12 protein-coding genes are annotated in these 12,895 nt (G+C 72.3%); 3 read left to right on the plus strand and 9 right to left on the minus strand.

Translation table 11 applies throughout. The annotated features are described in order from the left end of the window. Positions 1-4 precede the first annotated feature (4 nt). Together ACFWVC_RS01960 and ACFWVC_RS01965 are read right to left on the minus strand one after the other, a co-directional pair. On the minus strand, positions 5-859 hold the full coding sequence (locus ACFWVC_RS01960; protein WP_384274083.1) for a spermidine synthase: 855 nt from the start codon (positions 857-859) through the stop codon (positions 5-7). A 31-nt stretch (positions 860-890) separates the two neighbouring features. After that, complete coding sequence (locus ACFWVC_RS01965; RefSeq protein ID WP_384274089.1) at positions 891-1,256, minus strand: hypothetical protein; 366 nt, start codon at positions 1,254-1,256, stop codon at positions 891-893. A gap of 259 nt (positions 1,257-1,515) precedes the next feature. On the opposite strand from ACFWVC_RS01965, the gene ACFWVC_RS01970 reads away from it, so the two are divergent. Then, entirely contained in the window at positions 1,516-2,859 is a 1,344-nt protein-coding gene (locus tag ACFWVC_RS01970) for a tetratricopeptide repeat protein (protein WP_384274094.1), read from the plus strand. Between the two features lie 34 nt (positions 2,860-2,893). Here ACFWVC_RS01970 and ACFWVC_RS01975 read toward each other — a convergent pair whose 3' ends face one another. From ACFWVC_RS01975 to ACFWVC_RS01990, 4 genes are read right to left on the minus strand one after another with little or no spacing between them, the layout of a single operon-like run. Next, positions 2,894-4,864, minus strand: coding sequence for a hypothetical protein (locus ACFWVC_RS01975; RefSeq protein WP_384274101.1), 1,971 nt, complete (start codon positions 4,862-4,864; stop codon positions 2,894-2,896). Between the two features lie 5 nt (positions 4,865-4,869). Further along, entirely contained in the window at positions 4,870-5,691 is an 822-nt protein-coding gene (locus ACFWVC_RS01980) for a nucleic acid/nucleotide deaminase domain-containing protein (protein WP_384274105.1), read from the minus strand. Between the two features lie 59 nt (positions 5,692-5,750). After that, positions 5,751-6,332, minus strand: a complete 582-nt coding sequence (locus ACFWVC_RS01985) for an SUKH-4 family immunity protein (RefSeq protein ID WP_384274110.1) — start codon at positions 6,330-6,332, stop codon at positions 5,751-5,753. Between the two features lie 56 nt (positions 6,333-6,388). Continuing rightward, on the minus strand, positions 6,389-8,113 hold the full coding sequence (locus ACFWVC_RS01990; protein WP_384274118.1) for a nucleic acid/nucleotide deaminase domain-containing protein: 1,725 nt from the start codon (positions 8,111-8,113) through the stop codon (positions 6,389-6,391). Positions 8,114-8,305: 192 nt separating this feature from the next. Here ACFWVC_RS01990 and ACFWVC_RS01995 point away from each other — a divergent pair, with 192 nt between their 5' ends. Together ACFWVC_RS01995 and ACFWVC_RS02000 are read left to right on the plus strand one after the other, a co-directional pair. Further along, positions 8,306-9,121 (plus strand): Scr1 family TA system antitoxin-like transcriptional regulator, encoded by an 816-nt coding sequence (locus tag ACFWVC_RS01995; RefSeq protein ID WP_384274121.1) that lies wholly within the window; start codon positions 8,306-8,308, stop codon positions 9,119-9,121. Next, entirely contained in the window at positions 9,118-9,399 is a 282-nt protein-coding gene (locus ACFWVC_RS02000; protein ID WP_384274127.1) for a DUF397 domain-containing protein, read from the plus strand. Before ACFWVC_RS01995 ends, ACFWVC_RS02000 begins: the two co-directional genes overlap by 4 nt. A 3-nt stretch (positions 9,400-9,402) precedes the next feature. Here the strand turns inward: ACFWVC_RS02000 and ACFWVC_RS02005 are convergent, their stop codons facing one another. The 3 genes from ACFWVC_RS02005 to ACFWVC_RS02015 all read right to left on the minus strand — a co-directional run bounded on the left by ACFWVC_RS02005 (position 9,403) and on the right by ACFWVC_RS02015 (position 12,894). Beyond that, positions 9,403-10,866 carry a GH1 family beta-glucosidase gene (locus ACFWVC_RS02005; protein ID WP_384274131.1) on the minus strand — a complete coding sequence of 488 codons (1,464 nt, stop codon included), beginning with the start codon at positions 10,864-10,866 and terminating at the stop codon, positions 9,403-9,405. A gap of 70 nt (positions 10,867-10,936) precedes the next feature. Continuing rightward, a complete protein-coding gene (locus tag ACFWVC_RS02010; RefSeq protein WP_384274137.1) occupies positions 10,937-11,857 on the minus strand; it encodes a carbohydrate ABC transporter permease in 921 nt (306 codons plus the stop codon). 5 nt (positions 11,858-11,862) lie between these two features. Beyond that, entirely contained in the window at positions 11,863-12,894 is a 1,032-nt protein-coding gene (locus tag ACFWVC_RS02015) for a carbohydrate ABC transporter permease (protein ID WP_384274144.1), read from the minus strand. Between the last annotated feature and the right edge of the window lies 1 nt (position 12,895).

Below are 12,895 nucleotides of genomic sequence, written 5' to 3' on the forward strand. Positions count from 1 at the left end.
CCGCCTAACGGAACGCGGACTCCGGGGGAGCCGGCGAGGCCGCCGCCGTCGCGTCCGTGACCGGCAACGCGCCGCCCGCGAAGGCGTCCAGCTCCCGCCCGTGTTCCACCCGCCCCGGATGCGGGTCCGAGGCCACCCGGCGGGTGAACTCCGCGATGGGCAGGTCCCCGTCGCCCGCTACCAGGATCACGTTCCCGAACCGCCGCCCCCGCAGCACCGCGGGGTCCGCCGCCAGACAGGCGTGCGGGAAGCAGGATCCGACGGTGGCGATCTGCCCGCGCAGGAACTCCAGCCGCCCGCCGTCGGCCGCGTTGGCCGCGTACAGCCCGCCGGGCGCCAGCACGCGGCGTACCTCGGTGAGGAATTCCGTACTGGTGAGATGGGCGGGGGTGCGCGCCCCGCTGAACACGTCCGCGACGACCAGGTCCGCCCAGCCCTCGGCCACCTTGGCCAGTCCCGCCCGGGCGTCGCCGCCGCGCACCTTGATCCGCCATGTGCGGTCCCAGGGCAGCTCGCGCCGGACGAACTCCACCAGCGCGGTGTCCACCTCCACGACCTGCTGGGTCGAGCGCGGCCGGGTGGCGGCCGTGTAGCGGGCCAGCGTCAGGGCGCCGCCGCCGAGGTGCAGCACGCGCAGCGGGCGGCCGGGCGGCGCGGCGAGGTCGATGACGTGGCCCAGCCGGCGCTGGTACGCGAAGTCCAGGTACGCCGGGTCGTCCAGGTCGACGTGCGACTGCGGGGCGCCGTCGATCAGCAGCGAGCGGCCGCGCGGGCGGTCCCGGTCCGGCACGAGCTCGGCGAGACCTCCGCCGACCCGCTCGCGTATCCCTTCCGGGTCCTTCGTCCTGCGCTGTGCCATGCACCCAGTATGGGCGCGGCACCGCCGCAGGTCAGAACCGGTCCGCGAGCTCGATCATCCGGGCCGCCTCGCCCAGCGCGGCGCGCAGCACCGCCGGGTCCGTGACGGGGGCGTCGGTGTGCGGCGGCACCAGCCAGTCGGTGCCCGTGACCGGTGGCTCACGCAGTTCTCCGGGGATCGCGAAGCCGCCTCCCGAGGTCTGCGTGCAGGCGCTGCCCGGCACGTCCCAGCCGGCCGCCGTGCCCGGCGGCACGAGGAAGCCGAGGCTGTCGTCCGAGCTGTCGTGCAGCACGGGCCCCAGACCCGGCACCGGGCCGGTCCGCAGGCGCAGGATGTCCACGGCTTCCAGTCCCTGCCGGGCCGGGACGGTCACCAGGTCCCATGGCTCGTCCAACAAGGCGGGTCCTCCTAGGAGTCGGACGCACGGTTGGTTGCCTGTTGTCCAACGCGCGCACTACGTCAACGGCTACGCCCGCGTGACGCCGGGAGGGTGGCGTTTCATGGCGGATGGTGGGTGAGATATCCCTTTTGTAGCCAAACCGGCGCTCTGCCCCTCCCGGCACCGAGTACGGTCGTCGCGCCGCTACGCTCCGCTGCCGCCCGGCGGCGCAGCGCGACAACAACGCTCCGCACCGATCGCTCCCGGGAGTCCGGCGATGCCCTCGTCACCTTCCACCCCCACCACACCCAACGCCGCTTTCCGGCTGCTGCGCGCGGACCGGTCGCCCGGCGAGTTCGCCGCCGCCGTCCGGCGCGCGGCCCGGGAGATCGGTGAGCAGGTCAGCTGCGACGCCCGCTACATCGGACGCGTGGAGTCGGGGGAGATCCGATGTCCCAACTACGCGTACGAACGGGTCTTCCGGCACATGTTCCCCGGCCTCGGCCTCGCCGACATGGGCTTCGAGCCCCGCGAGTCCGTCCGCGGCCGGCGAGCCGCCGGCACCCTGGCGCCGCCGTTCCCGGTGGCGGCCACCCCCCGCGAGCCCGAAACCGATGAGGAGAGCGACGTGCTGCGTCGCGCGTTCATGACCGGCGGCCCCGCCGCCATCGCCACCACCCTGGTGCTGGGGCCTCCGGCCGCGGCGGAGCCGGTGCACCGGGTCGGCAGATCCCAGGTCCGTGCCGTCCAGGACGCCGTCCGCGAGATCCGGCTGCACGACGACCGGCACGGCGCCGGCGCGCTCTACCGCCAGGCCGGCCACTCCCTCGGCGCCGCCTACCGCCTGCTGGACGAGGGCAGTTACGGCCAGGCCGTCGCCGACGACCTGCACGCGGGCGCCGGCGAACTCGCCATCTCCGTCGGCTGGCTCGCGCACGACTCCGGCCGGCACGCCGAGGCCCGCTCCTACTACGGCGAGGCCCTCGCGACCGCCCGCATGGCCGGCGACCCCGCCCTGGAGGCGCACGCCTTCTGCAACGCCTCCTTCCTCGCCCGCGACGCCGGCCGCCCCCGCGAAGCCGTCCGCGCCGCCCAGGCCGCCCAGGAGGCCGCCCGCCACCTCGGCTCCCCCCGGCTGCTCTCCCTGCTGGCCCTGCGCGAGGCCGGCGGCCGGGCCGGCCTCGGCGACCGCTCCGGCTGCGAACGCGCCCTGCTGCGCGCCCAGTCGCTCTTCGGACGCGGCCCGCGCGACGCCGACCCGCAGTGGATGACCTTCTACGGCGAGGCCGAACTCGCCGGCCTGGAGGCCCAGTCCTGGGCCGCCCTCGGCGAGCACCACCGCGCCGTGGAGCACGCGCGCCGCGCCATCGGGCTCCAGGCCCCCCACTTCACGCGCAACATCGCGCTCTACACCGCCGAACTCGCCACCAACCTGGCCTGCGCGCACCGCGTCGACGAAGCCGCCGCCACCGGCGCCCGGGTGCTGGACCTGCTGGGCCGGGTCCAGTCGCCTCGCGTACGGGGCATGCTCGCCTCCGCCGCCCAGACGCTCCAGCCGTACGCACGCCGTCCCGACGTCGCCGGGTTCCTGCGCCGGCAGGCGGAGTCGCGCACCGCCTGAACCGAGCCGCGCCACGCGGACGGCTCGGCCGCCGCTATCCCCAGAGCAGATCGAGGCGCAGCCGGAGCCCGTACGTGCCCCCGGGACCCGTGACCGTGAGGACGCCGTCCGGTGTGAGCGCGAGCCCGTCCGCGCGGTGCAGCAGCGGCAGGGGGCGGACCCGCGCGTCGACGAGGCTCCAGACGTGCGCCCGGCCGTCGGCCCAGGCGGCCACTGCGACGGGGCCGGCGACCGGGGTGTCGGCGGCGGCCAGGGCGGTGATGACGCTGTCGCGCCGCTCGACGGGACCGGGCATCGGTTCGTCGGAGATCGCCCACAGGCGCAGGGTCCCGTCGAGTCCTCCGCTGAGGCAGAACGACAGGTCGTACCCGGCCGAGTGGACCAGGGCGACCACCGAGACGGGAGCCTGGTGCAAGGTGCGGCTCACGGGCTCGGGGTCGTACGCGGGGGAGCGCCAGACGTGGACGCGGCCCGAGGCGTCGCCGACGGCCAGGAGACCGGAGGCGGGCGACGCGGCCAGTGCACAGGGGACGTCCGGGTTGTGGCGGTGCGGGGCCTCCCCGAAGACCACCGTGTCGGCCGGGAAGGAGTGCAGGACCTGCTCGCGGTCGAGGAGCAACAGGCCGTTGCCGAGGGCGGCCAGGGCCGACGGCCGCACGGTCGTGGGGGAGGGCAGTCTGCGCAGTCCGGCGCCGGTGGCGGGGTCGAGGGCGTGCACCTGGCCGAGCGGATCCGCGGCGAGCAGTTCACCGCCGACCGGGCCGGGGCCGAGGGCGGTGAAGGTCCGCTCGGGCCGGAACCACTCCGCGGTCCAGACGTGCCGCTCGGCGATGGGGCGCAGTACCGCGGCCATCTGCGGCGCGTCGGCGAGCGCGGCGGTGTGCAGGGCGGCGGCTCGTTCGGGGTCGCTCATCGCGGGGGTGGACAGCACGGGCGCCGCGCGGCGCCACACGGCGGCCAGCGCACCGGGAGCCGCCGCCGCGCCGGCCGGGTCGGCGAGCGCCGAGGTCACGGCGGTCGCGGAGCCGTGGACGAGGAAGCCGGCGTCGCGCAGCAACCGGTCCGCCGTACCGGCGGCGAAGGCGTGGGCGAGCACGTGCTCGCGGGCGTAGGAACTGGTCAGGGCCTGGGACTTGAGGACGTCCACGATGCGCGCGTCCGGTCGCTCCACGACGGGGCCGCCCGGCGGTACCTCGTACACCGCTCCCCGGGGCAGCCGCGACACGGCCGTGGCGACGGACTCGCGTGCCGCCGGGTCCCCGGTCAGGTGCACGTGCAGCAGTTCCCAGACGTCCGTGGCGACCGGTCCGCGCAGTGCGGCCAGCGTGTGCAGCGCGGGACGGGCCGCGTCGGGCAGCCGCGCCCACCACGTGGCCGGTACGTCCCCCTGGGCGGGCGGCCCGGGGATCGTCGCGGCGAGCAGGGCCGTGGCCGGGTGCGGGAACACCTGGTCCGCGGCGAAGGCCACGCCGGCGGGGGCCTGTTCGGCGTACCAGGCGGCGAACTCCGCGTGATCGGTGAGTGCGGGGTCGTCCAGGTCGACCACGAACGCGCCGTCCGGAACGCTCCCGGCATCCCCCGCTTCGAGCAGGACGCGCACGTGAGGGAAGCCCAGCAGGGGATCCACCAGGGCCTCGCGGCAACCCGGCCGGGCGCGGTGCAGGTCGGCGAAGCCGAGGGTCAGCGGACGCGGGTCGGCCAGGATCCGCCCCAGCAGGCCCTCCGGGGAGAGCGGCCCGTACCCCAGCTGCCGCCCGAGTTCCCAGGACACGGCGTCCGCGGTCAGACCGTGGGCGGGGGCGAGCCCGTGCACCATGGTGCCGGGGTCCCGGTGCGCGCCGGCTGCGAACCACGCCAGCAGATGGCTCTTGCCGGCCCCGGCGGAACCGGTCACCGCCAGGGGTGCCTTGGTGCCCGACGTCGCCCACTCCAGGACCCGCCGCCCGGCGGGCCCCCGGCCGGCCCCGAGAGCGGGCAGGTCCGACATCCCCAGTTCCCCCGTCATGTCCCTCAGTCCTCCTGTGCCGCCGTCTCGCGCAGCTTCCGGATGCCGGCGGCCCGGGACTCGGCCGTCTCCCCGTAGGGGAAGTTGTGCGTCAGCTCGGCCTCCGGGAAGAGGTCCGCGAGCATCATCGAGCAGTAGTGCCCCGGCATGAAGCACGACTCCAGTTCGGTGTGGATGCGCCTGACCTGCTCCGGCTCCACCCCGGCCGCCCGCAGGTTCGCCCACAGCCGTTCCTCGGGGTGCACGCAGATCCCGCCCGAGGAGGTCAGGATCTTCGCCTCCCCGTCGGCGTCGACGACCTCGAACGCCGCGAACCACTCCGCGCTCGCGGTGTCCCGGATGTCGTCCAGCACCTGCGGCCACCAGTCCTCGCGGTCCGCGAACGCCGTCCTGTCGAGTTCCCGCAGCCGGGCCTCCAGCGCCGCGAACGCCTGCGAAGCCGCCTCGGGCCGGTCGGTGCCCGCGATCGCCGCGAGGGCCTCGTCCAGCGCGACCAGGCTCCGGGCGAACTCCTCCGCCGTGCCGTTCACATGCCGTTCGGGCTCGTCGTAGCCGACCAGGACCCCGCGCACGGCGCCGTCCGGGGCGAGGCAGATCTCGTACCCCCGGTCGGTGCCCAGGCGCAGGTACTCCCGTGTCCGGTCAGGCACCCCCTGCTCCAGCGCGTCCGCGAAGGCGGCCAAGGACTCCGGATCCTCGGGGGAGGTCGTGAAGTACGGCCCCACCTGGAGCGGCACGGCGACCTCCGGTGCCGTCCCGAACCGCCGGACCCCGCCGTCGCCGAACCGGGCCACCATGCGCGCCGTCACCTCTTGGCGGCCGTCCATAGCCTGTCGTCCCCTTCTCGTGGGTGTCCCGCCGGTTCGCTGGTTCTCCCGGTGCCGCCCTAGCCGGCGATGCCGTCGAAGCCCTTCGAGGCGTCCTGGAGGAACTGCGACCACGGGCTGTTCTCGTTCTCGAACGCCATGGGCTCCAGAGGGCGGAGCTCCGCGAGAAGCCTGTCCGCCGCCCCCCGCGGGTCCCAGTGCGCCGCCCGTTCGGCGGCGTCGGGGAACTGCGGGTCGTAGGCGTGGCGTTCGCGCTCGGCGGCCCAGAGGAAGTACGCGAGCGACCCCAGGTCCTTGTGGAGGGGGAACAGGCCCGGTTCCGCCTCGGGGAGCGCCCATACGCGCCCCGACACCCCGTCCAGGACCACGTGGTCGTAATGCAGTTGGGCCACGTAGAGGAAATCCGCGGCGCCGGGAGGGGCGTCGTCCCCCAGGTACCAGTCGTGAATGGTCGACATGTGCGCCGGGAATTCCGGGTCCATCACGAAGAGGCCGCTCTCTTGGAGCGGCAGGCCGACGTTCCGCAGGAATTCACGCGTGGGTCCGTGGGTGATCAGGTCCATCGCCGGGTCGTCCAGGGTGACCAGCGCACCGGGAGGGAAAACGGACTCCAGCATGTCGCGTGTCACTGTCGGCGGCATGATGCCATCTCCTGCGCGTCGTGGCTGTGGGGGCGGTCGACCATGGGCTGCTGATCCTACCGGCGGCCCGCCCTGAGGTCGTCGAGATAGTCCTTCATGATCGCGTTGCCCCTGTCCTGGGACGCCGTGTCCCCGTACTCCACGCTGTGGCTCACATCGACATGCGGCATGTACCCCTCCAGCCAGTAGGCGCAGGTGGGTGATTTGTCGTAACACGGCTCGCGCTCCGTGTACATGTGCGTGACGTTTCCGTCCATCCCCCGGTCCATGAACGGTGTCGCCAATCGTTTTTCCGAGTGGTAAGGGCGTTCGCTGTAGGTGACCAGGACGAATTCGTGGTCGTTCGCCTCGTCGCGGTAGTGAGCGGCGGCGTAGTTGTTGCTGCTGAAGGTCTCGTCGTCGGTGCCCGGCCTCTCGTACGTCCCGTAGTGGCCCTTCGCGTGGCGCGCCCTGCGGGTGGCGTCCGCCAGGGGGGTGGACGACAGCGGGACCTCGGTGGACTCCTTCTTCTTGGCGGGCTTGCCGCCGGGCAGCTGGCCCACGGTCCGCCGGCCCGGCTGCGGGACGCTCGTCCGGTCCGTGGTGTTGCCGTCGCGGTCCTCCAGCAGGCGCGTGACGCCGGACTTCTTGTCCTCGTCGGTCAGGTCCACGAGCCTGCCCTGGTCGTCCAGGCGCCTTATCTGTCCGTCCGACTCCAGGACGTAGACCGGCTTGCCCCTGCCCGTCTTCTGCAGCTGCTGCAGCTCGGTCGCGATGTGGTCGTCGTTGTCCCGGTGGTTCTGGTGCATCTGCTTCAGGCCCTTGCGCATGTCGTTGCGCATGTGGCCCACGGCCTTCTCGGCGGCCTCGCCGATGCCGTCCACGATCTTCGTGGCGATCGGCATGACGTGCTCGGCGATCTCGCCGCGGCCGCCGGTGCGGCCCTTGGCGTCGCGGGCCCGGCCTATGTGGCCCTTCGACTTGCTGTGCAGGGAGCCGGTGATCCCGTCGAGCTGGGTGTCGATCCGGTCGAAGCTGTCCCCGTCGCTCTGGAAGTGACCGCCGCCTCCGCCACCGGTGCCGCCGCCACCTCCGCCCCCGCCTCCGCCGCCTCCGGCGCTGGCGAGGGTGAAGCTGTCGGCCTGCTTCTTGGCACCGTCGACGCCGTCGCCGAAGCCCTCCTTGCCGGCGTTGGCGGTCCGGCCGAGGTCGACGCCCTTCTGCAGGCCGAGGGCGTTGGAACCGACCTGGATGATCAGGTCGGCGGCCATCGACTCCAAGGCGGCGTAGATCGGCGCGGTGGCGATGGACATCAGCTGGTCGACGACCTGGTTGATGACCTCGCGGAAGATCTTCTTGACGATCATCCGGGTCGCCTGCGTCGCCGCTGCCCCGGCGAAGCTCGACAGCCCGAGGGTGAAGGGGGCGGAGGCGATGGTCGCGACTATCTCGGCCGCCAGGATGCCGAGTTGGACGATCGCCGCGACCTTGGCGACTTCGATCGCGATCGCCACCCCGTCGAGCGCCATCGCCCCCATCCGCGCGGCCTCGCCGAGATTGGCCAGATGTGTGCCCTTGACCTTGCCCCAGTGGGCCTCGAAGGCGTCCATCGCGGCGCCCGCGTTCGCGCCCAGCAACTCCTGCACGGCGGTGTGGGCGTCCATCGCGCCGCCGTCGATGTCGTCCGCGAAGTCCCGCAGCGACGTGGCCATCTCGCGGTAGTCGTCCTCGTCCACGTTCGGCCAGGCGATGCCGATCAGGTCGAGCACGTACGCCAGCTCGTCAGGCAGCACTACGCCCACCGCGGACACCCCCGTGTCTCTACTGGTACTTGGCAGCAACGGTATTGACGGTTGGTGAGCATATCCAGTTCCGCTACCGGGCCGAAGGTGAGCGGCGATGAACGGTGCCGTCGATGTTTTCCACAGCTTCGGACGCGACTGGCGGTGCCCTTCCGTAGTCTTGTGATCACGGAGTGTGTGGGGGGTGTGCGGATGACCGGCGAGGTGACCCAGCCGCCGATGGCCTGGCGGTACTGCGGCAACCAGGTCAAGCTCTGGCGTGAGCAAGCGGGCGTCACGCGCGAGCGGTTGGCCGACGAGGCGGGCTACGGCGTCGAGACGGTGCGCTCCATGGAGCTCGGCCGCCGGCGTCCCATGCCGCGGCTGCTTCAGGTGGCGGACCAACTGTGCGGCGCGGGCGGCAAGCTGGTGGCGGCCCAGGAGTACCTGAAACCGGAGAAGTTCCCCGAGCGGACGCGGGAGTTCATGCAGGCGGAGGCCGAGGCCATCGCAGTGCACGGCTACGAGCCCCTGCTGATTCCCGGCCTTCTGCAGACCGAGGCCTATGCCCGCGCGCTGATCGGCAACAGCTGTCCGCCTCTCGACGACGAGACCATCGATGAACGCGTCACAGCTCGCCTGACCCGTCAGGAGAGGCTTCAGCAGAAGCCGACAGTGCTGTTCGGCTTCGTCATCTATGAGGCCGCGCTGCGTACGGGGGTCGGCGGCCCCGAAGTGATGAGGGGCCAGTTGCGTCACCTGCTGAACGTCGGCGCCCTGCGTAACGTTGCTGTGCAAGTGCTGCCGGTCGACCGCGCCGCCTATCCCGCACTCAGCGGTTCGCTGGTCCTGCTGGAGACGGAGGAGCACGAGCACTACGCCTACGTGGAGGGCCAGGAGACCAGTGCGCTGTACTCGGAGCCCGCACGGGTCAGCACGCTTTCCCAGCGGCATGGCATCATCCGCATGCAGGCTCTCGGGGTCGAGGAGTCGGCGCAGTTCATCGGGCGAGTGGCGGAGGCGACGTGAGCGCACAGTTGGTGTGGTTCAAGTCCAGCTACAGCGACGACCAGGGCGGGAACTGTGTCGAAGTCGCCCTCTCCTGGCGGAAGTCCACCCACAGCGACACCGAGGGCAGCGACTGCGTCGAGGTCGCGCCCGGCGCCGACGCCGTCCACGTGCGGGACTCCAAGGACCCGCAGGGTCCCACGCTCGCGTTCACGCCCGCCGCGTGGGCGGAGTTCGTCTCCGCCGTGGCGACGGGGCGCGGCGGCTCCCCCGGGTCCCACCCGCCGCGCCCCGCCTGACGGTCAGGCCGTCGTGGGCTCCACAGGAAGGCTTCCCGTGCGGACGACGCCTGCGTACCAGTGGGCGCTGGACTTGGGGATGCGCACCTGCGTGTCGTAGTCCACGTAGACCGCGCCGAACCGCTTGCTGTAGCCGTAGGACCACTCGAAGTTGTCCATGAGGGACCACAGGAAGTAGCCGCGCACGTCGACGCCGCTCTCCACCGCCTTGAGCACGGCGTCCAGGTGGCCGTGGAGGTACGCGATCCGCTCGGGGTCGTCCACGGTGCCGTCCGGGCCGACGGCGTCCTCGTAGGCCGCCCCGTTCTCGGTGATCAGGAGCGGCAGGCCGGGGTGCTCGCGGGAGACGCGGGCGAGCAGGTCGTACAGGCCGGTCGGGTCGACGGACCAGCCCATGGCGGTGCGCTCGCCGGGGGGCTGGTGGAAGGTCACGTCGTTCGCGCCGGGCCACGGGGAGTGCTCGCTGGCGCCGTGGCCGTCGCTGCGCGGGCCCTCGGGCGCGGCACCGGCGGAGACCAGGGTGGGCGTGTAGTAGTTGACGCCGAGCGCGTCGAGCGGGTGGCGGCCGATCGCCGCCAGGTCGCCGTCCTGGACGAAGGACCAGTCGGTCAGCCGCTGCGTGTCGGTGATGAGGTCCTGCGGGTAGGCACCGTCGAGGAGCGGGCCGGTGAAGACCCGGTTGCCGACGGCGTCGATGCGCCGGGCGGCGTCGAGGTCGGCGGCGGACTCGGTGAGGGCCCGGACCTGGTGCAGGTTGAGCGTGATGGACAGTTGCGCGCGGGCCGGGAGCACCGAGCGCAGGGCCTCCGCGGCGCGCCCGTGGGCCAGGTTGAGGTGGTGCGCGGCGCGCAGGGCGGCGACCGGGTCGGTGCGGCCGGGGGCGTGGACACCGGAGCCGTAGCCGAGGAAGGCGCTGCACCAGGGCTCGTTGAGCGTGGTCCACATCTGCACCCGGTCGCCGAGGGCGTCGGCGACGATGCGCGCGTACTCGCCGAAACGGTCCGCGGTGTCGCGGGCGGGCCAGCCGCCGGCGTCCTCCAGATCCTGGGGGAGGTCCCAGTGGTAGAGGGTGACGACGGGCTGGATGCCGTGCTCCAGCAGCTCGTCGGTCAGGGCGCGGTAGAAGTCCAGGCCGCGTTCGACCGCGGGCCCGCGTCCGGTGGGCTGCACGCGCGACCAGGAGACGGAGAAGCGGTAGGCGCCCAGGCCGAGGTCGGCCATGAGGCGTACGTCGTCGCGGAAGCGGTGGTAGTGGTCCGCGGCCACGTCGCCCGTGTGCCCCTCGAAGACCTTGCCCGGGGTGCGGCTGAAGGTGTCCCAGATCGACGGGGTGCGCCCGTCCTCGGCCGCCGCGCCCTCGATCTGGTAGGAGGCGGTGGCCGCTCCCCACAGGAAGCCGGGCGGGAACTGACGGCCGTTCGCGGCGGCGGTGCCGCTCTCTGCGGGGCGGGTGTCGGACGCTGTCATTCGGGAGCGCTCCCATCGGAACGAGTGAACAAGAGGAAGGAATAAGGAGGCGCGGCCGGCCGGGGAAGGCTCAGCCCTTGACCGCGCCCTGCATGATGCCGCCCACGATCTGCTTGCCGAAGACCACGAAGACCAGCAGCAGCGGCAGCGTGCCCAGCAGCGCGCCGGCCATGATCACCGACTCGTCGGGGATGTAGCCGCGGCCCAGGCTGGTCAGCGCGACCTGCACGGTGGGGTTCTCCTGGGTGAGCGCGATGATCGGCCAGAAGAAGTCGTTCCAGGCCATGACGAAGGTCAGCATGCCCAGCACCGCCATCGCGGGGCGGGCGGCCGGGAAGACCACGTGCCAGATGATCCGCAGGCTGCTGGCGCCGTCGACCCGCGCGGCCTCGATGATCTCGGTCGGCAGCGCCTGGGAGAGGTACTGCCGCATGAAGAAGACACCGAAGGCGCTGACGAAGGTCGGCAGGATGACCGCCTGGAGGTGATTGGTCCAGTCGAGGTCGGCGATCCACAGGAAGAGCGGCACGACGCTGAGCTGCGGCGGCACCATCATGGTGCCGATGGTCAGCATCAGCAGGAACGTCTTCAGGCGGAACTGGAGCTTGGCGAAGGCGAAGCCGGCGATGGTCGAGAACAGCACCGTGCCGACGGTGATGCAGCCCGCCACGATGACGGTGTTGAGCAGCGCCGTGCTGAGGTTGGCGTCCGTCCACGCGGTCTGCAGGTTCTTGAAGAGGTTGGAGCCGAACCAGAACGGCGGCGGGGTCTGCGCCAGCCGCGTGTTGGTGCGGGAGGCCGCGATCGCCGTCCACACCAGGGGGAAGAGCGATATCGCGGTGAAGACGATCAGCACGACGTAGGTGAACGGCCCGGCGTGCATCTGCCGTCCGGCCTTGGGCGCGCCGGGTGCGCGCCGCGCCGCCTTGCGGGGCTTGCCCGGCGTACCGGCCGCCCCCTGCTCCGTCGGGTCGGTCGCGACGGTGGCCATCGGCGTCACCCCTCGTGGCTCTTGCGCAGCCAGCGGGCGACCAGCCCGTTGATCGCGGCGATCAGCAGCAGGAGCAGGAACATCGCCCAAGCGATGGCCGAGGCCCGCCCGAGGTGGTAGTTCGTCCAGCCCTGCTCGTACAGGTACAGGCCCAGCGTCTGGAACTGGTGGGAGGCGCCGCCCTTTTCGCCGCCGGGGCCGCCGAAGAGGAACGGTTCGCCGAACAGCTGGGTCGCGCCGATGGTGGAGACCACGATCGTGAAGAGGATCGTGGGCCGCAGCATCGGGACCGTCACATGCCGGAACTGCTGCCAGCGCGAGGCGCCGTCCAGCGCGGCCGACTCGTACAGATCGTGCGGCACGGACTGCATCGCGGCCAGGTAGATCAGGGTGTTGTAGCCGGTCCAGCGCCAGATCACGATCGAGGAGACGGCGATCTGGGAGGACCAGGTGCCGGCCCGCCAGTCGATGTGGTGGCTGAACCCGATGTGCTCCAGCGCCCAGTTGATCATGCCGTAGTCGGTGCCGAACATCAGCGTGAAGACCAGCGTCGCGGCGGCCACCGACGTGGCGTACGGGGTGAGCATCGCGACCCGGAAGAAGGTCGAGCCGCGCAGCCGGTAGTTGAGCAGGTGGGCCAGGCCCAGCGCCAGCAGCAGCTGCGGGACGGTGGAGATGACCCCGATGGTGAACGTGTTCTTCAGGGCGTTCCAGAAGAACTCGTCCTCCAGCAGGCGGGTGTAGTTGTGGAAGCCCACGAACTCCCGCTGGTCCAGGTTGGTCAGTTCCACCCGGTAGAAGGAGGACCAGCCGGTGTAGATCAGCGGGAACAGCCCGAAGGCGGCGAAGAAGAGGAAGAACGGCGAGACGAAGGCGTACGGCATCGCCTTGACGTCCCACCGGTAGCGGCGGCTGCGCCAGCGGTTGCGCCGCTCGTCACGGGCGTCGCGCGGGTGGCCGGAGCCGTCGCGCGGGGCCGCGCCCCCCTGGGTGGGGGGCGCGGTCACTGCGGTCGTACCGGAGAGTTCCGAGGTCATG

The sequence above is a fragment of the Streptomyces sp. NPDC058691 genome (genome assembly GCF_042714775.1).
Classification (GTDB): domain Bacteria; phylum Actinomycetota; class Actinomycetes; order Streptomycetales; family Streptomycetaceae; genus Actinacidiphila.

Bases quoted from the DNA above. Each gene is read 5' to 3' on its own strand.
- ACFWVC_RS01960 (WP_384274083.1), bottom strand. From the start codon at position 859: ATGGCACAGCGCAGGACGAAGGACCCGGAAGGGATACGCGAGCGGGTC.
- ACFWVC_RS01970 (WP_384274094.1), top strand. From the start codon at position 1,516: ATGCCCTCGTCACCTTCCACCCCCACCACACCCAACGCCGCTTTCCGG.
- ACFWVC_RS01975 (WP_384274101.1), bottom strand. From the start codon at position 4,864: ATGACGGGGGAACTGGGGATGTCGGACCTGCCCGCTCTCGGGGCCGGC.
- ACFWVC_RS01980 (WP_384274105.1), bottom strand. From the start codon at position 5,691: ATGGACGGCCGCCAAGAGGTGACGGCGCGCATGGTGGCCCGGTTCGGC.
- ACFWVC_RS01985 (WP_384274110.1), bottom strand. From the start codon at position 6,332: ATGCCGCCGACAGTGACACGCGACATGCTGGAGTCCGTTTTCCCTCCC.
- ACFWVC_RS01995 (WP_384274121.1), top strand. From the start codon at position 8,306: ATGACCGGCGAGGTGACCCAGCCGCCGATGGCCTGGCGGTACTGCGGC.
- ACFWVC_RS02005 (WP_384274131.1), bottom strand. From the start codon at position 10,866: ATGACAGCGTCCGACACCCGCCCCGCAGAGAGCGGCACCGCCGCCGCG.
- ACFWVC_RS02010 (WP_384274137.1), bottom strand. From the start codon at position 11,857: ATGGCCACCGTCGCGACCGACCCGACGGAGCAGGGGGCGGCCGGTACG.
- ACFWVC_RS02015 (WP_384274144.1), bottom strand. From the start codon at position 12,894: ATGACCTCGGAACTCTCCGGTACGACCGCAGTGACCGCGCCCCCCACC.